This is a genomic window from Pseudomonas fortuita, assembly GCF_026898135.2.
Classification (GTDB): domain Bacteria; phylum Pseudomonadota; class Gammaproteobacteria; order Pseudomonadales; family Pseudomonadaceae; genus Aquipseudomonas; species Aquipseudomonas fortuita.
The window spans coordinates 337,249-359,030 of the sequence record NZ_CP114035.2 but is presented as its reverse complement, the minus strand read 5'-3'; the positions used below and the strand labels follow the sequence as shown (position 1 = coordinate 359,030).

20 protein-coding genes and 1 tRNA gene are annotated in these 21,782 nt (G+C 62.0%); 11 read left to right on the top strand and 10 right to left on the bottom strand.

Annotation, left to right across the window (positions count from 1 at the left end; translation table 11 throughout):
* Positions 1-112 precede the first annotated feature (112 nt).
* A complete protein-coding gene (gbdR, locus tag OZ911_RS01605) occupies positions 113-1,219 on the bottom strand; it encodes a choline metabolism transcriptional regulator GbdR (RefSeq protein WP_016484513.1) in 1,107 nt (368 codons plus the stop codon).
* A gap of 493 nt (positions 1,220-1,712) precedes the next feature.
* Positions 1,713-3,089: an L-serine ammonia-lyase gene (locus OZ911_RS01600; RefSeq protein WP_016484512.1), complete on the bottom strand. Its 1,377-nt coding sequence runs from the start codon at positions 3,087-3,089 to the stop codon at positions 1,713-1,715.
* 453 nt (positions 3,090-3,542) lie between these two features.
* On the opposite strand from OZ911_RS01600, the gene OZ911_RS01595 reads away from it, so the two are divergent.
* The 3 genes from OZ911_RS01595 to choV all read left to right on the top strand — a co-directional run bounded on the left by OZ911_RS01595 (position 3,543) and on the right by choV (position 6,595).
* Complete coding sequence (locus OZ911_RS01595) at positions 3,543-4,490, top strand: choline ABC transporter substrate-binding protein (RefSeq protein WP_016484511.1); 948 nt, start codon at positions 3,543-3,545, stop codon at positions 4,488-4,490.
* Positions 4,491-4,571: 81 nt separating this feature from the next.
* Positions 4,572-5,420, top strand: a complete 849-nt coding sequence (choW, locus tag OZ911_RS01590; RefSeq protein WP_169725175.1) for a choline ABC transporter permease subunit — start codon at positions 4,572-4,574, stop codon at positions 5,418-5,420.
* Positions 5,417-6,595, top strand: a complete 1,179-nt coding sequence (gene choV / locus OZ911_RS01585) for a choline ABC transporter ATP-binding protein (RefSeq protein WP_016484509.1) — start codon at positions 5,417-5,419, stop codon at positions 6,593-6,595. The genes choW and choV overlap by 4 nt, the downstream gene beginning before the upstream one ends.
* A gap of 117 nt (positions 6,596-6,712) precedes the next feature.
* Here the strand turns inward: choV and hisF are convergent, their stop codons facing one another.
* The 6 genes from hisF to OZ911_RS01555 all read right to left on the bottom strand — a co-directional run bounded on the left by hisF (position 6,713) and on the right by OZ911_RS01555 (position 11,633).
* Positions 6,713-7,483 carry an imidazole glycerol phosphate synthase subunit HisF gene (gene hisF / locus OZ911_RS01580; RefSeq protein ID WP_008091498.1) on the bottom strand — a complete coding sequence of 257 codons (771 nt, stop codon included), beginning with the start codon at positions 7,481-7,483 and terminating at the stop codon, positions 6,713-6,715.
* A gap of 10 nt (positions 7,484-7,493) precedes the next feature.
* Positions 7,494-8,231 (bottom strand): 1-(5-phosphoribosyl)-5-[(5-phosphoribosylamino)methylideneamino]imidazole-4-carboxamide isomerase, encoded by a 738-nt coding sequence (gene hisA, locus OZ911_RS01575; RefSeq protein ID WP_016484508.1) that lies wholly within the window; start codon positions 8,229-8,231, stop codon positions 7,494-7,496.
* Positions 8,232-8,258: 27 nt separating this feature from the next.
* Positions 8,259-8,519 (bottom strand): DUF2164 domain-containing protein, encoded by a 261-nt coding sequence (locus OZ911_RS01570; RefSeq protein WP_023047079.1) that lies wholly within the window; start codon positions 8,517-8,519, stop codon positions 8,259-8,261.
* Positions 8,520-9,158 carry an imidazole glycerol phosphate synthase subunit HisH gene (gene hisH, locus OZ911_RS01565; protein ID WP_016484506.1) on the bottom strand — a complete coding sequence of 213 codons (639 nt, stop codon included), beginning with the start codon at positions 9,156-9,158 and terminating at the stop codon, positions 8,520-8,522.
* Positions 9,159-9,752, bottom strand: coding sequence for an imidazoleglycerol-phosphate dehydratase HisB (gene hisB / locus OZ911_RS01560; protein WP_023532883.1), 594 nt, complete (start codon positions 9,750-9,752; stop codon positions 9,159-9,161).
* Positions 9,753-9,971: 219 nt separating this feature from the next.
* The gene (locus OZ911_RS01555; protein WP_016484504.1) at positions 9,972-11,633 is read right to left on the bottom strand and encodes an OFA family MFS transporter; all 1,662 of its coding nucleotides are present in this window, start codon (positions 11,631-11,633) and stop codon (positions 9,972-9,974) included.
* 384 nt (positions 11,634-12,017) lie between these two features.
* Between OZ911_RS01555 and OZ911_RS01550 the strand changes: the two genes are divergently transcribed.
* The 5 genes from OZ911_RS01550 to ppk2 all read left to right on the top strand — a co-directional run bounded on the left by OZ911_RS01550 (position 12,018) and on the right by ppk2 (position 16,914).
* A complete protein-coding gene (locus tag OZ911_RS01550; RefSeq protein WP_070086619.1) occupies positions 12,018-14,264 on the top strand; it encodes an AsmA family protein in 2,247 nt (748 codons plus the stop codon).
* Entirely contained in the window at positions 14,261-15,328 is a 1,068-nt protein-coding gene (gene mutY, locus OZ911_RS01545; RefSeq protein ID WP_070086618.1) for an A/G-specific adenine glycosylase, read from the top strand. Before OZ911_RS01550 ends, mutY begins: the two co-directional genes overlap by 4 nt.
* Complete coding sequence (locus OZ911_RS01540; RefSeq protein ID WP_016484501.1) at positions 15,325-15,597, top strand: oxidative damage protection protein; 273 nt, start codon at positions 15,325-15,327, stop codon at positions 15,595-15,597. Before mutY ends, OZ911_RS01540 begins: the two co-directional genes overlap by 4 nt.
* Positions 15,598-15,687: 90 nt before the next feature.
* Positions 15,688-15,763, top strand: a tRNA-Phe gene (locus OZ911_RS01535).
* 170 nt (positions 15,764-15,933) lie between these two features.
* On the top strand, positions 15,934-16,914 hold the full coding sequence (ppk2, locus tag OZ911_RS01530) for a polyphosphate kinase 2 (protein WP_016484500.1): 981 nt from the start codon (positions 15,934-15,936) through the stop codon (positions 16,912-16,914).
* A gap of 5 nt (positions 16,915-16,919) precedes the next feature.
* Here ppk2 and OZ911_RS01525 read toward each other — a convergent pair whose 3' ends face one another.
* Positions 16,920-17,456, bottom strand: a complete 537-nt coding sequence (locus OZ911_RS01525; protein ID WP_268968554.1) for a hypothetical protein — start codon at positions 17,454-17,456, stop codon at positions 16,920-16,922.
* Positions 17,457-17,587: 131 nt separating this feature from the next.
* On the opposite strand from OZ911_RS01525, the gene OZ911_RS01520 reads away from it, so the two are divergent.
* The gene (locus tag OZ911_RS01520) at positions 17,588-18,031 is read left to right on the top strand and encodes a hypothetical protein (protein WP_016484498.1); all 444 of its coding nucleotides are present in this window, start codon (positions 17,588-17,590) and stop codon (positions 18,029-18,031) included.
* 179 nt (positions 18,032-18,210) lie between these two features.
* On the opposite strand, the gene gabP is transcribed toward OZ911_RS01520, so the two are convergent.
* The gene (gene gabP, locus OZ911_RS01515) at positions 18,211-19,596 is read right to left on the bottom strand and encodes a GABA permease (protein ID WP_016484497.1); all 1,386 of its coding nucleotides are present in this window, start codon (positions 19,594-19,596) and stop codon (positions 18,211-18,213) included.
* 639 nt (positions 19,597-20,235) lie between these two features.
* Between gabP and OZ911_RS01510 the strand changes: the two genes are divergently transcribed.
* Both OZ911_RS01510 and OZ911_RS01505 read left to right on the top strand, forming a co-directional pair.
* The gene (locus tag OZ911_RS01510) at positions 20,236-21,009 is read left to right on the top strand and encodes an ABC transporter ATP-binding protein (RefSeq protein WP_016484496.1); all 774 of its coding nucleotides are present in this window, start codon (positions 20,236-20,238) and stop codon (positions 21,007-21,009) included.
* 11 nt (positions 21,010-21,020) lie between these two features.
* Positions 21,021-21,773, top strand: coding sequence for an ABC transporter substrate-binding protein (locus OZ911_RS01505; RefSeq protein WP_016484495.1), 753 nt, complete (start codon positions 21,021-21,023; stop codon positions 21,771-21,773).
* The last annotated feature ends 9 nt before the right edge of the window (positions 21,774-21,782 follow it).

Sequence of the window (21,782 nt, the reverse complement as noted above, 5' to 3'; positions counted from 1 at the left end):
CTCAACGCCGGTTCACACTCAGCGGATGGCCTGTGGGAGCAGGCCACCGCTGGTTCAGCTTCAGCGGTCGACTCGTGGGGGCGGGCTTGCCCCGCATAAGAGTCGACTCGAATCAGAGCCTTACACTGGCAAAGGTCGACTCGTTGCGCGCCTGGCTCAGGGCCGCCATCGGCCCACTGTGCGGCGACAGGGTCATGGCCTGCGGAATCGGCATCATGGCCACCTGCTGCGCAGTGTTGGACCCCACGCGCTCGTCACGTGGGGGAATGCCGAAGTACTCGCGGTAGCACTTGGAGAAGTGCGGTGTGGACACAAAGCCGCACACCGACGCCACTTCGATGATCGACATCGGCGTCTGCTTGAGCAACTGCCGCGCACGAATCAGGCGCAGTTTCAGGTAGTAACGCGATGGCGAGCAGTGCAGGTACTTCTGGAACAGCCGCTCAAGCTGGCGACGCGACACCGACACGTACACCGCCAGTTCGTCGAGGTCGATCGGCTCTTCGAGGTTGGCCTCCATCAGCGCCACGATTTCCTGCAGCTTTGGCTGGTTGGTACCCAGCATGTGCTTGAGCGGCACGCGCTGGTGGTCCTGCTCGTTGCGGATGCGCTCGTACACGAACATCTCGGAAATGGCCGCCGACAGCTCGCGGCCATGGTCGCGGCTGATCAGGTGCAACATCATGTCCAGCGGTGCAGTGCCGCCAGAGCTGGTGAAGCGATTGCGGTCGAGGGTGAACAGCCGGGTGCTCATGTTCACCCGCGGGTAGGCCTCCTGCATGGCCGCCAGACACTCCCAGTGCACACTGCAATCGAAACCGTCGAGTAGCCCGGCACAGGCCAGGGCCCAGCTGCCAGTGCACACCGCGCCCAGGCGGCGCGACTGGCGGGCCTGGGCTTGCAGCCAGGTGACATGCTCACGGGTAACGGTGCGCTGGATACCTACCCCGCCGCAGACGATCACGGTATCGATGGGCGGCGCGCTGTGCATGGCGGCATCCGGGGTGATCTGCAGGCCGTCGCTGGCCCAGACCTGGCCGCCGTCGACCGTCAGGGTGTGCCAGCGATACAGCTCGCGGCCGGACAGCTGGTTGGCCATACGCAGCGGCTCGACAGCCGATGCCAGGGAAATCAGGGTGAAATTGTCCAGTAGAAGAAACCCGATGGACTGGGGTGCTGTGCGGTTCTGGGTTGGGGTCCCGGAGGTGTACGACGTCATCGCGATTTCTCCTCACACAAATGCAGGGTGTGCCTCAGGCGGGCACTGATTTCTTGTTATGACCCCTCGGTCATTTTCCGGGGGCATGTTTGCCAATATCAACGCAAAGGCCGTGCCTGAAATTGAACGGCTATCCAAAAAAACCTGAAAACGACACCTTCATCAGGCAAATCAGGGGCTTCGGCCGAGTTGGCAGACAGTCGTAAAACAGGCGTGCTAGGCGCCGTGCGTGTAACGGCTGAGCAATTTGGTGACACGTGCACGGCAAGTTGCCCAGAAACGACACTCTTGAGTGTCACCGACAATACCCACACTGATAGCGACACCCGACGATCGGTAGGCGCCGGGCGCACCATAAGGAGGCATCGGTGGTTATGTTGCACCTGCATCAACCTTCAAAGGCCGCTTCGCGGGTGAACCCGCTCCCACAGGTACTGCACAATTCCTGTGGAAGCGGGTTCACCCGCGAAGTGGCCAGCAAACCTGGTAGTGATCAGCACTCGATAACGCTGACCGCCAGGCCACCGCGCGAGGTCTCTTTGTACTTGTCGTGCATGTCGGCCCCGGTGTCACGCATGGTACGGATCACCTGATCGAGGGAGATGAAGTGTTCGCCGTCACCGCGCAGCGCCATTTGCACCGCGTTGATGGCTTTTACCGCAGCAATCGCGTTGCGCTCGATGCACGGCACCTGCACCAAACCGCCGACCGGGTCGCAAGTCAGGCCGAGGTTGTGTTCCAAGGCGATTTCGGCCGCGTTCTCCAACTGTGGCGGGGTAGCGCCCAGCACTTCGGCAAGCCCTGCCGCCGCCATGGCGCAGGCTGAGCCGACTTCACCCTGGCAGCCCACTTCGGCACCGGAAATCGACGCGTTCTTCTTGCACAGGATGCCAACGGCAGCCGCAGCCAGGAAGTAATCGACAACGCTGCACTCGTTCACCTCATCGCTAAAGCGCATGTAGTAGTGCAGCACTGCCGGGATGATGCCAGCCGCGCCATTGGTAGGCGCGGTAACCATGCGGCCACCGGCGGCGTTCTCTTCGTTGACTGCCAGGGCGAACAGGTTGACCCACTCCATGGCACTCATCGTCGAGCCGATCACGTTGGGCTTGCCGATCTCCTGCAGGCTGCGGTGCAGCTTGGCGGCACGGCGGCGCACGTTCAGCCCGCCGGGCAGCGTACCCTCGGCTTTAAGCCCATTGTTGACGCATTCCTGCATGGCTTCCCAGAGCTTGTGCAGGCCGGCGCGGATCTCTTCCTCGCTGCGCCAGACCTTCTCGTTGGCCATCATCAATTGCGACACGCTGAGGTCGTTTTGCTTGCACAGGCGCAGCAGTTCGGCAGCGCTGTTGAAATCGTACGGCAACACCGTCTGGTCGGCATCCAGCACACCGCTGGCGGCCTGGGCGGCATCGACCACAAAGCCGCCCCCCACCGAGTAGTAAGTGTCGCGGTGCAACTCGCCCTGCTCGCCTTCGGCAACCAGGGTCATGGCGTTGGGGTGGTACGGCAGGTTTTCGTCCAGCAGCAGCATGTCGCGGGCCCAGATGAACTCGATGGGCAGGCGGCTATCCAGCTGCAGGGTGTTGGTTTCGCGCAGGTCGGCGATGCGCGGGACGATGCAGGTGGGATCAATGGCGTCAGGCCACTCGCCCATCAGGCCCATGATGGTGGCGTTGTCGGTGCCGTGACCGATGCCGGTGGCCGACAGCGAGCCATACAGGCGCACTTCGATCCGTTTTACACGGTCCAGCTCGCCGCGTTCGCGCAGGCCCTGAACGAACAGGGCGCCAGCACGCATGGGGCCGACGGTGTGGGAGCTGGAGGGCCCGACACCGATCTTGAACAGGTCGAACACGCTGATGGCCATTGTCGAATCACCTCTTGCTGGGCTTGTCTCTGCGCGCCATGCGCAGGGCGGGGCAGCTGCTAGGCTCAAACAGCGGGCCGCCTTGAATGCCAGCATCATCGGGCTTTTACCGCACCCCTCGCCGTCTGCAACCGACGTACTTTTGTCCAGCCGCGCCGCGCTGTTTTTGCTCAAGGAGCGGCCCTCACCACGCCGCTTTCCGGCGGCCAGGTGACGCAAAAATGCGGCCGAGGGGGTGGATAAACCTATAAGCGACATCGCCCTTACTGGATACGACCCGTTCCGTACTGGATACGACCCTACCAGTAGGCGATTGCCCGGCGCTGGAGGATTATCGAAAGCGACTCGTAAAGCACGGCCACGCATCCTGCCCTCTGCAGGCCTGGTCGACCGGACCCTCAGAAAGCCCGGCGACCCACGCGAACCCGAAGACAATATCTCAGGAGTCCATCCATGAAAGGTTCACCCTCGCTGTTGCTGGTTGCGTTGCTGTCCACGCCCTTGCTGGCCCAGGCCGCCGAACCCGAGCAGTGTCAGACGGTACGTTTCTCCGACGTCGGCTGGACCGACATCACAGTCACCACCGCGACCACCAGCGTTGTGCTCGAAGCCCTGGGTTACAAAACCCACACCACCATGATCTCGGTACCGGTGACCTACAAGTCGCTGGCCACCGGCAAGGACCTGGACGTGTTTCTCGGCAACTGGATGCCGACCATGGAGAACGACATCAAGCAGTACCGCGACGCCGGCACCGTGGAAACGGTGCGCGCCAACCTGGAAAACGCCAAGTACACCTTGGCCGTGCCCCAGGCGCTGTACGACAAGGGCCTGAAAGATTTCGCCGACATTCCCAAGTTCAAGAAGGAACTGGACAGCAAGATCTACGGCATCGAGCCCGGCAACGATGGCAACCGCACCATCCAGAGCATGATCGACAAGAACGCCTTCGGCCTGAAAGACGCCGGTTTCAAGATTGTGCAATCGAGCGAGGCCGGCATGCTGTCGCAGGTCGACCGCGCGCAGAAACGCGGCGAGGCGCTGGTATTCCTGGGCTGGGAACCGCACCCGATGAACACCCGTTTCAAGATGCAGTACCTCACCGGCGGGGACGACTTCTTCGGCCCCGATTTCGGCAAGGCAACCGTATTGACCAATACCCGCAAAGGCTACACGCAGGAATGCAGCAACGTTGGCCAACTGCTCAAGAACCTGTCGTTCGAGCTCAAGGATGAAAGCACCATGATGGGCTATGTCCTGGACGACAAGATGAAACCCGAAGCAGCCGCCAAGAAGTGGCTTAAAGACAACCCCGGCAAGCTGGACACCTGGCTTGCCGGCGTTACCACTGTTGATGGCAAACCCGGCCTTGAGGCGGCCAAGGCCAAGCTCGCGCAATAACGAACCACGCAGTAGCGCTACCTCGGGGCAGGACCGTGCCTGCCCCGGGTTGATTTCAATCTATGCAGGTGGAAGCTCGCTATCATGCTTATCGATCAGAAAATACCCCTGGGCCAGTACATCGCGTCGTTCGTCGAGTGGCTGACCCAGAACGGCGCGAATTACTTCGACGCCATCGCGCAAGGCCTGGAATTCATGATCCATGGGGTCACCAGTGCCCTGACCTGGTTCAACCCGTTCGTCCTCATCGCCCTGTTCGCCGGCCTGGCGCACCTGATCCAGCGCAAGTGGGGGCTGACCGCGTTCGTTGCCCTTTCATTCCTGCTGATCTTCAACCTGGGTTACTGGCAGGAAACCATGGAAACCCTGGCGCAGGTGACCTTCGCCACGGTGGTATGTGTGGTGATCGGCGTGCCGCTGGGCATCCTTGCCGCCCACAAACCGATGTTCTATACCGCCATGCGCCCGGTGCTCGACCTGATGCAGACGGTGCCCACCTTCGTCTACCTGATCCCTACCCTGACCCTGTTCGGCCTGGGTGTGGTACCGGGGCTGATCTCTACCGTGGTGTTCGCCATCGCAGCGCCAATCCGCCTCACCTACCTGGGCATCTGTGACGTCCCGCAGGAGCTGATGGACGCCGGCAAGGCGTTTGGCTGCTCGCGGCGCCAACTGCTCACCCGTATCGAACTGCCGCATGCGATGCCAAGCATCGCCGCCGGCGTCACCCAGTGCATCATGCTGTCGTTGTCGATGGTGGTGATCGCCGCCCTGGTGGGCGCCGACGGCCTGGGCAAACCTGTGGTCAACGCACTGAACACCGCTGATATCTCCCTGGGCTTCGAAGCGGGCCTGGCGATCGTGCTGCTGGCAATCATGCTCGACCGTATCTGCAAGCAACCGGAACTGCCGGTAAGGGGTGAGGCATGAGCATCATTCGTTTCGAAGACGTCGACGTCATTTTCTCCAACAAGCCGCGTGAAGCACTGTCGCTGCTGGACCAGGGCAAGACCCGCGAACAGATCCTCAAGCAGACCGGCCTGGTGGTCGGCGTCGAAAAGGCCAACCTTGATATCAACAAGGGCGAGATCTGCGTGCTGATGGGCTTGTCCGGCTCGGGCAAATCGAGCCTGCTGCGCTGCATCAACGGCCTCAACACCGTCAGCCGCGGCAAGCTGTTTGTCGAGCACGAAGGCAAGCACATCGACATTGCCCACTGCAGCCCGGCCGAGCTGAAAATGATGCGCACCAAGCGCATTGCCATGGTGTTCCAGAAGTTCGCCCTGATGCCCTGGCTGACGGTGCGCGAGAACATCAGCTTTGGCCTGGAAATGCAGGGCCGCCCTGAAAAGGAACGGCGCAAGCTGGTGGACGAGAAGCTTGAGCTGGTGGGCCTGACCCAGTGGCGCAACAAAAAGCCGGACGAGCTGTCTGGCGGCATGCAGCAACGCGTGGGCCTGGCCCGGGCGCTGGCGATGGATGCCGACATCCTGCTGATGGACGAACCGTTCTCGGCCCTCGACCCGCTGATCCGCCAGGGCCTGCAAGACGAACTGCTGGGCCTGCAGGCCAAGCTCAGCAAGACCATCGTGTTCGTCAGCCACGACCTGGACGAGGCACTGAAGCTGGGTACCCGCATTGCAATCATGAAGGACGGGCGGATCATCCAGTACAGCAAGCCAGAGGAGATCGTGCTCAACCCGGCCGACGAGTACGTGCGTACCTTCGTCGCCCACACCAACCCGCTGAACGTGCTGTGCGGCCGCAGCCTGATGCGTAGCCTGGACAACTGTAAGCGGGTCAATGGCTCGGTATGCCTGGACCCAGGTATCGATTCATGGCTGGACCTGGGCGAAGGTGGCGCGCTCAAGCGTGCACGCCAGGGCCAGAACGGGCTGGACATGCAGAACTGGGCACCAGGGCAGGATGTGGAGCTGCTGCAGCGCAGGCCGACCGTGGTGCACGCCGACATCGGCATGCGCGAGGCGCTACAGATTCGTTATCAGACCGGCAACAAGCTGGTGCTGCAGGATAACGACAGGGTGGTGGGGATTCTTGGGGATACCGAGCTGTATCACGCGTTGCTCGGCAAGAACCACGGTTGAGGCAATTGGGGCCGCGTTGCGGCCCTTCGCGGGCACGCCCGCTCCCACAGGTTTGGAGAGATCCCTGTGGGAGCGGGCGTGCCCGCGAAGGGCTGCAAAGCAGCCCCAATCAATGGATCAGCGAACGACGATCCCGCGCGAAGCCATGTAGGCCTTGGCCTCCGGCACCGTGTACTCGCCAAAGTGGAAGATACTGGCCGCCAGCACCGCGCTGGCATGCCCTTCCAGAATGCCGTCAGCCAGGTGCTGCAGGTTACCCACACCACCCGAAGCAATGACCGGAATGCCCAGCGCATCACTGATGGCGCGGGTAACACCCAGGTCGAAGCCGTTCTTCATCCCGTCCTGGTCCATGCTGGTCAGCAGGATCTCGCCTGCACCCAGGCCTTCCATCTTCTTCGCCCATTCGACCGCATCCAGCCCGGTCGGCTTGCGCCCACCGTGGGTGAAGATTTCCCAGCGCGGCGTTTCACCTGGCCCGGACACCTTCTTGGCATCAATGGCGACAACGATGCACTGCGAACCGAAACGGTCCGCTGCCTCGCCCACAAACTCCGGGTTGAACACCGCAGCCGTGTTGATCGAAACCTTGTCGGCACCAGCATTGAGCAGGTTGCGGATGTCCTGCACGGTACGCACGCCACCGCCCACGGTCAGCGGGATGAACACCTGGCTGGCCATGCGCTCGACGGTATGCAAAGTGGTATCGCGGCCATCGACGCTGGCGGTGATGTCGAGGAAGGTGATTTCGTCGGCACCCTGCTCGTTGTAGCGACGGGCAATTTCCACCGGGTCGCCGGCATCACGGATGTTCTCGAACTTGACGCCCTTGACCACCCGGCCGTTGTCCACGTCCAGGCAAGGGATGATGCGCTTGGCCAGTGCCATGGTTCAGTCCTCAGCCTTGGTAGTTGTCGCAGAAGGCCTGGGCCTCGGCGACATCGAGGGTGCCTTCGTAGATGGCACGGCCGGTGATGGCGCCGATGATGCCGGGTGCCTTGGCGTCCAGCAGGGCCTTGATGTCGCCCAGGTTGTGGATGCCGCCCGAGGCGATCACCGGAATACGGGTGGCTTCAGCCAGTGCCTTGGTGAAAGGCACGTTGCAGCCCTGCATCATGCCGTCCTTGGCGATGTCGGTGTAGACGATCGCCGAGACGCCATCGGCCTCGAAACGCTTGGCCAGGTCGATGACCTGCACGGTGCTGACTTCGGCCCAGCCGTCGGTGGCGACGAAGCCGTCCTTGGCATCCAGGCCAACGATGACCTTGCCTGGGAAGGCCTTGCACGCTTCGGCCACGAACTCCGGCTGCTTCACCGCCTTGGTGCCGATGATCACGTAGCTGACGCCAGCCTTGACGTAGTGCTCGATGGTTTCCAGCGAGCGGATGCCACCGCCGATCTGGATCGGCAGGGTTGGGTAGCGCTTGGCGATGGCAGTCACCACTTCGCCGTTGACTGGCTGGCCTTCGAAGGCGCCATTGAGGTCGACCAGGTGCAGGCGGCGGCAGCCACCCTCGACCCACTTGGCGGCCATGCTCACCGGGTCGTCGGAAAAGACCGTGGAGTCTTCCATGCGGCCTTGGCGCAGGCGCACGCAGGCACCGTCCTTCAGATCGATAGCGGGGATAATCAGCATCTTGGGAACCTGTCTGTTCTTAGGGTTTCAGGGCTTTTCGAGCGCCCACAGATCGCTTTCGATGCTTTCGAACCGCTCCTTGAGGTGCAGTTGAACATCGGCAATCGCCCTGTTGTAGTAAAGGGGTGCAATTTCTTTGCTGAACAGCTCAAGCACCTCGGCCACCTCGAACGACCCCAGCTCCAGCTCGAAACGGTCTTCGAGAAAGCGCTTGAGCGTGTCGAGCGCATCGCGCTCCTGCTCGGGGGCCAACGTCATGACCGAGGCCTTGGCTTTCGACCTGCTCATTTACCAGCGCCCGTCCCAGGCGACGAAGTTCTGCAGCAACTGCAGGCCATGGGTATGGCTCTTCTCCGGGTGGAACTGCACGGCAAAGCGCGAGCCATCAGCCAGCGCAGCGGCGAAGTCGACACCGTAGTGGCCGCGGCCGACAACCTGACCCGGCTTGCCGGCATTGATGTAGTAGCTGTGTACGAAATAGAAACGTGCGCGATCAGGGATGTCGTGCCACAGCGGGTGGTCGATGGTCTGGCTGACTTCGTTCCAGCCCATGTGCGGCACCTTCAGGTGCTCACCGTCTTCTTGCAGGTCTTTGCCGAAGAAGCGCACCTGGCCGGGGAACAGGCCAATGCAGTCGACGCCGGTGTTTTCCTCGCTGTGTTCGAGCAGCGCCTGCATGCCTACGCAGATGCCGAGGAACGGGCGGTCCTGGCTGACTTCGCGCACCAGGCTATCGAAGCCCAGGCGACGGATTTCGGCCATGCAGTCGCGAATCGCGCCCACACCCGGGAACACCACACGGTCGGCCTCGCGAATGACCGCGGCATCACTGGTGACCAGCACTTTACCGGCACCTACGTGCTCAAGCGCCTTGGCTACCGAGTGCAGGTTGCCCATGCCATAGTCGATTACGGCTACCGTCTGCATTTACAGGCATCCTTTGGTCGACGGCATCTGCCCGGCCATGCGCTCATCGAGGGTGACAGCCATGCGCAGCGCGCGGCCGAATGCCTTGAACACCGTTTCGATCTGGTGGTGGGTGTTGTGGCCACGCAGGTTGTCGATGTGCAGGGTTACCAGCGCGTGGTTGACGAAGCCTTGGAAGAACTCCTGGAACAGGTCGACATCAAAGCCGCCAACGCTGGCACGGGTATACGGCACATGCATCTGCAGGCCTGGGCGGCCGGAGAAGTCGATGACCACGCGCGACAGCGCTTCGTCCAGCGGCACGTAGGCGTGCCCGTAACGGAAGATACCCTTCTTGTCACCGATGGCCTGGGCAAATGCCATGCCCAGGGTAATACCGACGTCCTCGACGGTATGGTGATCGTCGATATGCAGGTCACCCTTGCACTCGATATCCAGATCGATCAGCCCATGGCGGGCGATCTGGTCCAGCATGTGTTCAAGGAAAGGCACACCGATATCGAATCGGGCCTTGCCGCTGCCATCGAGGTTGATCGAGCACTTGACCTGGGTTTCCAGGGTATTGCGCTCGACGGAAGCCTTACGTTCGACCATCACCAGCTCCGCAAAATCATTGGGCGAAAAGGGCTCCATTATAGGCCCAGAACGCGCCAGCTTGAAACGCGGATGACATATGGCAAAGCAAGCAATTACGGGGGCGGGATGCCGCTACAGGTCTATACAACCGGGTAATCGCGGCATGCGCTCTCTGTGGGAGCGGCCTTGTGCCGCGAATGGGGCGCAAAGCGCCCCTTGGGCCTGCCCAGCGTTACATCAATGGAACAGCACCGCGGTCTTCTGCAAGGTAACCCACACCCCCCAGGCCAGCGGCACGACCACCACCGCCCAGGCCAGCAGCACCAGCGCCAGGCTCCCCGGCGCCGCCTTCCACTCCAGCGACCGCGCCCCATCGGCGCCCTTGTCATGGCTCAGCGCGCGTTCGGCCGCCAGTTCGGCGTCGCTCATAAAGTGCTTGTCGGCCACCGGGCGCACCAGCATGTTGCAGATAAAGCCCAGCACCAGCAGGCCAGCGAGTATGTACAAGGTCATGTCGTAAGCCGCTGCCCGCTCCACCCCCGCGGCCAACTGAGACTCGCGCAGGTAAGTGATCAACACCGGCCCCAGCACGCCCGCCGCAGCCCAGGCAGTCAGCAGGCGGCCATGAATGGCGCCGACCATCTGTGTGCCGAACAGGTCCGCCAGGTACGCGGGCACGGTCGCGAAACCGCCGCCATACATCGACAGGATGATGCAGAACGCGGCCACGAACAGCGCCACGTTACCCAGGTGCCCCATGTTCGGCACCAGGCTGTAAAGGCCAACACCCAAGGCAAAGAAGGCGAAGTAGGTGTTCTTGCGGCCGATGTAGTCGGAGAACGACGCCCAGAAGAACCGCCCGCCAATGTTGAACAGGCTCAGCAGGCCGGTGAAGCCGGCGGCGATCGCGGCAATTTGGGCCAGCTGGGCCGCATTCAGCTGGCTGAAGGTCAGTTCGTTGCCCAATAATTTGCCGGCGAATACTTCCTGCAGCAGGGGCGACGCCATGCCCAGAATGCCGATGCCCGCCGACACGTTCAGGCACAGCACCAGCCAGATCAGTGCGAACTGCGGGGTTTTCCAGGCGACGCTGACGTGTACATGGCGGTCGGTCACCATGGTGTTACCGGCTTTTTTCGCCGGGGCGGTCCAGCCTTCGGGCTTCCAGCCGGTCGGCGGCACGCGGTAAGCCAGCGCGCCGGCAGTCATGAACACGAAGTAGATCGCCGCCATGGCGACGAAGCTTTGCCATACGCCCACTTCGTGCTCGTTGCCAAAATGCCCCATCAGCGCGGTGGCCAGCGGTGCACCCACCATGGCCCCGCCACCGAAGCCCATGATCGCCATGCCGGTGGCCATGCCGCGCTTGTCCGGGAACCACTTGATCAGCGTGGATACAGGGGAGATATAGCCCAGCCCCAGGCCGATACCGCCGATTACGCCGGAGCCCAGCCACATCAGCCACAGTTGGTGGGTTTTTACACCAATGGCCGAGATCAGCATGCCACCGCACCAGCACAGTGCCGACACCAGGCCGGCCTTGCGCGGCCCGGCGTGCTCCAGCCAACCGCCCAATACTGCCGCCGAGCAACCGAGGAAGACAAAGAACAGGGTGTAGATCCAGCTCAGCATCGAGATCGGCCAGTCGCATTCGGCGCTGAACATCCGGGCCATGAAGCTCATGTCTGCCGCACAGGCAACGGGGGCGGTAATACCAAGGGCTTGCGACAAAGGCAGCCAGAACACCGAAAAGCCGTAGGCCATACCAATGCACAGGTGGATGGCCAAGGCAGCTGGCGGAACCAGCCAGCGGTTGAAGCCCGGGCGGGCGATGATGCGCTCCTTCGACAGGAAGCCTGGCACACTGGCCGAGGCCCCCGCCGCGACGGTACTGGTCATGGATCTGATCCTTCTTATGGTGGGTGCTCGCAAAGCGGCGCAAGATTAGCAGAGCCAAGTGGCGTGAAAGCAATCTGATATCGTGATTTTTTGCTCAGCTGAAACGGTCATGTCCGCTGCACCGGCCCTATCGCCGGCAAGCCAGCTCCCACAGGGATCTCACCGTCTTCCAGGCCGGTGCCGTACCTGTGGGAGCTGGCTTGCCGGCGATAGGGCCGGTACAGGCGATACATACGGAACTGACAAAATCCTGCCTGTCGAAAGCCGTACCATCTGCTGCAACCGTAGGAAATGGCCTGTATCTCTAGTCGTATAAGCAGGCACAACCACTGCGGCGTTATACTCTGCCGCCTGAATTCACTAACGGACTACAAGGACTCGCCCATGAAAGCGTTCGGCAAAATCCTGGGGCTGGGGCTTCTCGGGTTGCTGCTGATCATCGTGGCGCTGGGCTTCGCCCTGACCCACCTCTTTGATCCCAACGACTACAAAGACGAGATTCGCCAGCTGGCACGGGACAAGGCTCACGTCGAGCTGACCCTCAACGGCGACATCGGCTGGAGCCTGTTCCCGTGGCTGGGCTTGGAGTTGCACGACGCAAGCATCGCCACGCTGGCCAAACCCAAGGAGCCGTTCGCCGACCTGCAGATGCTCGGCCTTTCCGTGCGCGTGCTGCCGTTACTGCGCCGCGAAGTGCAGATGAGCGACGTGCGCGTCGAAGGCCTGAACCTGACCCTGGCGCGCGACGAGCAGGGCCATGGCAACTGGGAAGACATCGGCAAACCGCTGCCTGCGCAGAACGGTGCAAACGCCGAGGCACCTGCCCAGGCATCTGCCGAGCAGAAGCCTGCGACAGCCGACAGCAACGACCGCGCCGTCAAGCTGGACATCGACAGCCTGACCGTGAACAACGCCCGCGTGCAATACACCGATGCCAAGACCGGCCAGAGCTACAGCGCCGAGAGCATCCAGTTGAGCACTGGCCCGGTTCATGAAGGTGCGAACATTCCACTCAAGGCCAGTGCCTTCCTCAGCGCCAGTCAGCCGAACATCAAGGCCCGCACCGAGCTGGCCGGCGAACTGCGCTTCGACCGCAAGCTCAAGCGCTACAACTTCGAAGACATGCGCCTGTCGGGCGAAACCTCGGGTGAGCCAACCGGCGGCAAGACCGTGACCTTCGCCGCCCAAGGCCAGCTGCTGGTCGACCTGGCCGCCAATGTCGCCTCGTGGAGCGGCCTGAAAGTCTCGGCCAACCAGCTGCGCGCCCTGGGCGAGCTGAACGTGCGTGACCTGGACAAGGCCCCACAGCTAAGCGGTGGCCTGTCCATCGCCCAGTTCAACCTGCGCACGTTCCTCGACAGCATTGGCCGCCCACTGCCGGCCACCAACGACCCGGCAGCCTTCGCCAAGCTGGAGCTGGTCACCCGCCTGCAAGGCACAGCAAACAGCCTGGCCCTGGAAGACCTGGCCGTGAAGCTGGACGACAGCACCTTCAGTGGGCGTGTGGCCGTGGAAGACTTCGCCAAGCAGGCCCTGCGCCTGCAGCTCAAGGGCGATACCTTCGACGCTGACCGCTACCTGCCAGCCAAGAGCGAAGAAGCCAAGGGCGCCACTGCCGCGCGCCAGGCCGAGGTCAAGCAGCAAGAAGCCAGCGCCGTGGCCGGTGCCGGCACCACACCGCTGCCCAACGCCCCGACTCAAGTAGCGTGGAGCGACGACAAGCTGCTGCCGGTCGACCGCCTGCGCGCCCTCGACCTGCAAGCCGACCTGGCCTTTGGCTCACTGACCCTGGACAAGCTGCCGATCAAAGACGCCCAGCTCAAGGCCATCGGCCAGGGCGGCCTGCTGACCCTGCAAACCCTGCGTGGCGAGCTGTACAACGGCACCTTCGAAGCCAAAGGCACAGTCGATGTGCGCCCTGCCGTACCGCAACTGGGTGTGAACACCAACATCCAGCGCGTGCCGGTTGAGCACTTCATCAAGGCCGAAGGCAAGGACCAGGTTCCACCGGTCAAAGGCCTGCTGACCCTGACCAGCGACCTGACCGCCACCGGCAACAGCCAGAAAGCCCTGGTCGACACCCTCAACGGCAGTGCCAACTTCACCATCAATGATGGTGTGCTGGTCAACGCCAACCTGGAACAGCAGCTGTGCCAGGCCATCGCCACGCTCAACCGCAAGACCCTGAGCGGCGAGCCACGCGGCAAAGACACCCCATTCCAGGAACTGCGCGGCAGCCTGGTGGTGCGCAATGGCGTTGCCAGCAACCCGGACCTCAAGGCGCGAATTCCGGGCCTGACCGTCAACGGCCATGGCGACCTCGACCTGCGCGTGCTGGGCATGGACTACAACGTCGGTGTAATTGTCGAAGGCGATCAGCGCGCCATGCCGGACCCGGCCTGCCAGGTCAACGAACGCTATGTGGGCGTTGAAGTGCCCCTGCGCTGCCGTGGCCCGCTGGAGCTAGGCGCCAAGGCCTGCCGCCTGGACCAGGGCGGCATGGGCAAGGTTGCCGCCAAGCTGGCCGGCAACCGCCTCAAAGACAAGATTGATGAAAAGCTCGAAGAGAAACTTGGAGACAAAGTGAGCCCGGAATTAAAAGACGCACTCAAGGGGCTGTTCAAGCGATGAGCCCCGAGCAGTTCTCCAGCGCTGTGCTGGACTGGTACGACGAGCACGGCCGGCACGACCTGCCCTGGCAACAGGGCATCACCCCGTACCGGGTGTGGGTGTCGGAAATCATGCTGCAGCAGACCCAGGTCAGCACCGTGCTCAACTACTTCGACCGGTTCATGCAGGCCCTGCCGACCGTGCAGGCCCTGGCCGAAGCGCCGGAGGACGAAGTGCTGCACCTGTGGACGGGGCTGGGCTACTACACCCGCGCACGCAACCTGCAAAAAGCGGCAAAGATCGTGGTCGAGCAACATGGCGGCGAATTCCCGCGCAGTGTCGAGCAGCTCACCGAGCTGCCCGGCATCGGCCGCTCCACCGCCGGCGCCATCGCCAGCATCAGCATGGGCATTCGCGCGCCGATCCTGGACGGTAACGTCAAGCGTGTGCTGGCGCGCTACACCGCCCAGGCCGGCTACCCAGGCGAGCCCAAGGTAGCCAACCAACTGTGGGCCACGGCCGAGCGTTTTACCCCGCTGCAACGCGCCAATCACTATACCCAGGCCATGATGGACATGGGCGCCACGCTGTGTACCCGCAGCAAGCCCAGTTGCCTGATCTGCCCATTGCAGCGCGGCTGCGAGGCACACCTGCACGGCGAAGAAACCCGCTACCCAGAGCCCAAACCGCGCAAGGCGCTGCCGCAACGGAGCACGCTGATGCCACTGCTGGCCAACCACGAAGGCGCCATCCTGCTTTATCGCCGCCCCTCCAGCGGGCTTTGGGGTGGTTTGTGGAGCCTGCCGGAGCTGGACGACCTCGCACAGCTCGACGACCTGGCCTATCAGCACGGCCTGCGCCTGGCAGGCAGCCAGGCCATGGAAGGCCTGACCCATACCTTCAGCCACTTCCAGCTGGCAATCGAGCCCTGGCTGGTGCACGTCGACTTGGTCGGCGAGCACGTGGCCGAGGCCGACTGGCTCTGGTATAACCTCGCCACCCCGCCGCGCCTGGGCCTTGCCGCCCCGGTGAAAAAACTGCTTGAACGCGCGGCCGACGAACTGATTGCAGGAGACGCCCGATGACCCGCACCGTGATGTGCCGCAAATACAAAGAAGAATTGCCAGGCCTGGAGCGCCCGCCCTACCCCGGCGCCAAGGGCCAGGACATCTTCGAACACATCTCGCAGCAAGCCTGGGCCGACTGGCAGAAGCACCAGACCATGCTGATCAACGAAAAACGCCTGAACATGATGAATGCCGAGGACCGCAAATTCCTCCAGGCAGAGATGGACAAGTTTTTCGCCGGCGAAGAATACGCACAGGCGGAAGGCTACGTTCCACCGGCCGAATGACCCCAAAAATCGTAAGCGACGGAATTAATTTAAAATTTTTTCAAAAAGTCGTTGACGAGCGGTCCGGAAATCTATTTAATTCACCTCGTCGCCCAGATAGCTCAGTCGGTAGAGCAGAGGATTGAAAATCCTCGTGTCGGCGGTTCGACTCCGTCTCTGGGCACCACCTTCAAGCTTCTGGTGGTTGCAAAGTTACCCGAAGCGACAACAAGAAACCCGCCTAGTGCGGGTTTTTTGTTGTCTGTAATATTTGCTCATTGACCAGCATCAAATAGCCATCACTCGCTCACCTTCATAATCGAAGACGGATACCCGTATCGACCAGCAAGGACCTCCATGAGCGAAGAATCCCCCCTCCTGCTCCCCGCCCCCAGCGAACCTGCCGTTACCCCAATCCGCACGCGCCGCCCACGCCAGCGCAAGCCGGAACCGGCGATCACCCGTATCAGCCAGCAACCCGCTGCACTGGAAGTTGCCACCGCCCCGAAGGGCAGCAACGAAGACAGCACCTCGGCCCACCTGCCGGCCAGCTACCCCTACCGCACACGCCTGCGACGCCAGGACTACGAAAAGGCCAAGCACGCGCTGCAGATCGAGCTGTTGAAGGTACAAAGCTGGGTGAAGGAAACCGGCCAGCGTGTGGTGATCCTGTTCGAGGGGCGCGATGCCGCAGGCAAGGGCGGCACCATCAAGCGCTTCATGGAGCACCTCAACCCACGTGGCGCACGCATCGTCGCACTGGAGAAGCCGTCCGAGCAGGAACAGGGCCAGTGGTATTTCCAGCGCTACATCCAGCACCTGCCCACAGCGGGTGAAATGGTGTTCTTCGACCGCTCCTGGTACAACCGCGCGGGCGTCGAGAAGGTGATGGAGTTCTGCACACCGCTGCAGTACCTGGAGTTCATGCGCCAGACACCGGACCTGGAGCGAATGCTGTGCAACAGCGGCATCCTGCTGTTCAAGTACTGGTTTTCGGTGAACCGCGAAGAGCAACTGCGACGCTTCATTTCACGCCGGGACGACCCGCTCAAACACTGGAAGCTGTCACCCATCGACATCAAGTCGCTGGACAAGTGGGAAGACTACACCGCGGCCAAGGAAGCGATGTTCTTCCACACCGACACCGCCGATGCGCCGTGGACGGTGATCAAGTCCGATGACAAGAAGCGCGCGCGGATCAACTGCATCCGCCACTTCCTGCATTCGCTGGACTACCCGGGCAAGGACCACAGCGTGGCCCACGCCCCGGATGCGCTGCTGGTCGGCAAGGCCGCTCGCGGCTTCGAAGAAGACGAGCTGGTCGCCCAACCAGCCTGAAGCGCCTAGAAGTTGGCCATGGCACTGCAATAATCAGCTTTGCGCCGGGCCACGTCCTCGGCTTTGTCCAGGCGCTTGAGCGTGCCGCCGCAGGCGCTGTAGCCGTGCACCACCAGCTCGTAGTCGGCGCCTTTTTGCGGCACGAACGAGAACATGCCCAGGCAGTTCTGCACCGTGTCATAGCCGGCCGAGCGCCCCCCATCGAGAAAGTGCAGGGTAAACGGCTTACCGGCAGGCACCAGCACTTCGCTGACTGCGTCACCCGCCCGGGTAGATGCACTGGCCGGCATGCCCAAGGTTTCGCCATTGCGGTCGGCGAAGCCTTTGGTGGGTACCGCAATTACTCCGGCACCGGGGCTGTACCAGTCCACACAGTCCTTTTCCGGTACCGCACGTACCATACCGTCGGCGATTACCCGCAGGCGTGCGGTGTCACCGCCACTGGGCGAGCCGTAGGGGGTATTGAAAGATTTGACTGCGGCAATGTTGCCGCAGCCGGCAAGAGCGGCGGCCAGCAGGCCGAGCATGACGGGTGCTTTCATCCGTGAATGTCCTTTGCGCGAATGCCGAATGTCCGGCAGCCTGAGTCAGACCCGCCAATGCCGCTTGGGTTTCACTGCCATCTGCGATTCAATACGCACTTTTCCAGCACCACCCAAGGACTCAAGCCCCCATGGCCACCCCTACCAAGCAACAGAAACGCGCCAAGCGCGCCGCCAGCAAGGCCAAGCAGAACCGCATGGTGCGTAGCGGCCAGGCGGTCAAGCCCAGTGCCGGCGACAGCGCCAGCGTCGAGCAGGTATACAACAAGGCGATGGAGTCGGGCAGCTACGACGCGATGTTCGAGAAGATGAAGGAAGCCCAGGAAGGCGGCCTGGTGCCGATGATCTCGGTGTTCCTGGTAGACCCACTGCTGGCCCTGGTGCTCAAGGGGCACAAGGAAGAGCACGCCACCGACTACATCGTGCTGGTGTTCAACGCCTACCGCAAATGGCTGGACGGCGCCGACGAAGAGGCCACCATGGCCTGGCTGGAAAGCGACGAGTTCCAGGCTGCCTACATCACCGCATCCGAACTGGTGGCCAAGCAGCAGCAACAGCAGAAGCAGTTTGGCTGACAGGGCCATTTAACCTGCAAGGGCCCTATCGCCGGCAGCCAGCTCCCACAGGGTCATGACAGGCCTGAGTGCAGCAAGATTCCTGTAGCAGCTGGCTTGCCGGCGATAGGCCCGGTACAGGCAACAAAAAAGGCCGCACCCTCTACAGGACGCGGCCTTTTCATTACAGCCAGCGCGGATCAGTTATCCAGCGCCACCCGCCCGGCAGCTTCGCGCTTGCGGTGTACCAGCAATCCAGCCGCTACCACACCAATGCTCAGCAACGCAGTCGCGATGATCTCCGCACGGTGATCCTCACGCAGCGCCATGACCACCAGAATGGCGACGATGAAGGCAATGGTCGCCCAGGTCAGGCCCGGGAACAGCCACATCTTGAAGGTGATCTTCTCGCCACGGGCCTCACGCTGGCCGCGCATGCGCAGTTGCGACACGGCAATCACCAGGTACACCAGCAAGGCAATGGCGCCAGAGCTGGCCAGCAGGAATTCGAACACCTGGGCCGGGGCCACGAAGTTGGCGAACACGCAAAGGAAAGCCGCTGCAGTGGACAGCAAAACCGCCACATGCGGGGTTGCCGCCTTGGTGGTGCGCTGGGCGATCGCCGGGGCGTCGCCACGCTTGCTCAGCGAGAACAGCATGCGCGAAGAGGTATACAGCGCCGAGTTCAGGCAGCTGGTCACGGCGATCAGCACGACGATGTCGACGATCAGCTTGGCATTCGGCACGCCGATGCGGCTCAGCACAGTCTGGTAGGAACCGGTTTCGGCCAGGGCCGGGTCGTTCCACGGCACCAGGGCAACGACCAGGAAGATCGACACCAGGTAGAACAGGCAGATACGCCAGATGACCGAGTTGGTGGCGCGGCTGATCTGCTTGCCCGGGTCCTTCGACTCGGCAGCAGCAATGGTGACGATTTCGGTACCCATGAACGAGAACATGGTAGTCAGCATCGCTGCCAGCACTGCGCCCAGGCCGTTAGGCATGAAGCCTTGGGTATCGAACAGGTGGCTGGCACCGCTCACCTGGCTGCTCGGCACAAAGCCGAACATGGCCGCACAGCCCACGGCGATGAAACCGATGATCGCCAGCACCTTGAGCAGGGCGAACCAGAACTCGAACTCACCGTAGTTCTTCACACTGCACAGGTTGGTCAGGGTCAGCGCCAGGGTAATGATGAGGGAGAACGCCCACAGATCCACCGCAGGGAACCAGGCATGCAGAATGGCCGCGGCAGCGTTGGCCTCCAGCGGAATCACCAGCACCCAGAACCACCAGTACAGCCAGCCAATGGTAAAACCGGCCCAGCGCCCGATGGCGCGGTCGGCATAGGTAGAGAACGAACCGGTGTCAGGTGAGGCGACCGCCATTTCACCCAACATGCGCATCACCAGCACGACCAGCGTACCGGCGGCGGCATAAGCCAGCAGCACGGCCGGGCCGGCAGCTGCGATGGCGTGGCCGGAGCCTACGAACAGGCCGGCACCGATGACACCAGCGATGGACAGCATGGTCACATGCCGTTGTTTGAGCCCCTGAGCGAGGTCATTGGAATTGTTACCGCTCATAAAACTACCTTTGTAAGGAGTGGACCACTCCGACTGCGGGTACGGAGCGCGCCAAGGGTTGACCTAGGCGTCGCTGCAATCGGCGGTTTCCTACTGGCAATAAGCGCGCCATCTGCTGAATGCATTCGTCAGAAAATTTCACGGGCCTTTTAGCACGCGGTTTGGAGGGCTTTCGGCCACGGCTTGACCGAAAGGACGCCAAATCATCGGATTACTGAAATACCCACTTACAAACGCACCAAAGGTGCTCCTCGGTAACACCCGTGCACCACCGCAATGCCAGAAAGTGCAACCTTGAGGTACAACCCTTTAGCCTGTGGCGCGTCCACAGATAAGGCTGCCCCCTGAGAACACCTTTGACCTAAAGGTCGGATTTACCCCTCGAATGGGCCAAAACCGCTTCCATGAGCGGGCTAAAGCTGGCACCATCGCGCCTTTTTTCATCAAGGCTCTGGTGCTGGGCGACACCTTCGCGGACATCTGCGCGACGTTACGCTGTAGCGATGCGACAAACTGCCCCACCAGTGCCCACAGTCCCTGGCAACCCTGTTGGCCGCCATAATGCCGCTATGCTAGCTTGGCGCACGCCAGGAAGGCCGCCAATAGCTGGGAACGCACCCGAACACATGAGGACCGCACATGGCTCAGGCCACGCCCGCGCTGGAAATCCGCAATCTGCACAAACGCTACGGCGAGCAGGAAATTCTCAAGGGCATTTCGCTGACCGCGCGCGACGGTGACGTGATCTCCATCCTGGGGTCGTCAGGCTCCGGCAAGTCCACCCTGCTGCGTTGCATCAACCTGCTCGAGAACCCGCACCAGGGCGAAATCCTGGTTGCTGGCGAAGCCCTCAAGCTCAAGGCAGCCAAAAACGGCGACCTGGTCGCTGCCGACAACCGCCAGATCAACCGCCTGCGCAGCGAAATCGGCTTTGTCTTCCAGAACTTCAACCTGTGGCCGCACATGTCGATCCTCGACAACATCATCGAGGCGCCACGCCGCGTGCTCGGCCAGAGCAAGGCCGAGGCCATCGAAGCCGCCGAAGCTTTGCTGAACAAGGTGGGCATCTACGACAAACGCCACAGCTACCCCGCCCAGCTTTCCGGTGGCCAGCAACAGCGTGCCGCCATTGCCCGTACCCTGGCCATGAAGCCTAAAGTGATCCTGTTCGACGAGCCCACTTCGGCCCTCGATCCGGAAATGGTCCAGGAAGTGCTTAACGTTATCCGCGCATTGGCCGAAGAAGGCCGTACCATGCTGTTGGTAACGCACGAGATGAGCTTTGCCCGCCATGTGTCCAGTGAAGTCGTCTTCCTGCACCAGGGCCTGGTCGAAGAGCAGGGATCGCCGCAGCAGGTCTTCGAGAACCCGAACTCGGCGCGTTGCAAGCAATTCATGTCAAGCCACCGCTAACGGAGCAATACATGCACACATACAAGAAGTTTCTCCTGGCAGCTGCTGCCACGCTGGTGATGTCGGCAAACGCCATGGCCGCAGAAAAACTGCGCATGGGCATCGAAGCCGCCTACCCACCGTTCAACAACAAGGATGCCAGCGGTAACGTGGTTGGTTTCGACAAAGACATCGGCGACGCCCTGTGCGCCAAGATGAAAGTCGAATGCTCGGTCGTCACCTCCGACTGGGACGGCATCATCCCGGCCCTGAACGCCAAGAAGTTCGACTTCCTGGTGTCGTCGCTGTCGATCACCGACGAGCGCAAGCAGGCGGTGGACTTCACCGAGCCGTACTACTCCAACAAGCTGCAGTTCATCGCGCCGAAAAACGTCGACTTCAAGACTGACAAAGAGTCGCTGAAGGGCAAGGTCATCGGCACCCAGCGTGCAACCCTGGCCGGCACTTACCTCGAAGACAACTTCAAGGGCGTGGACGTGAAGCTGTACGACACCCAGGAAAACGCCTACCTGGACCTGGTGTCCGGCCGCATCGACGGCATCCTGGCCGACAAGTACGTGCAGTACGAGTGGCTGAAAAGCAAAGACGGCTCCAACTTCGAGTTCAAGGGCGAGCCGGTGATGGACAGCGACAAGATCGGCATTGCCGTGCGCAAAGGTGACACCAAGCTGCGCGACGAGCTGAACAAAGCCCTGGCAGAAATCAAGGCCGACGGCACGTACAAGAAGATCAACGACAAGTACTTCCCGTTCAGCATCGAATGACCCGCCCTG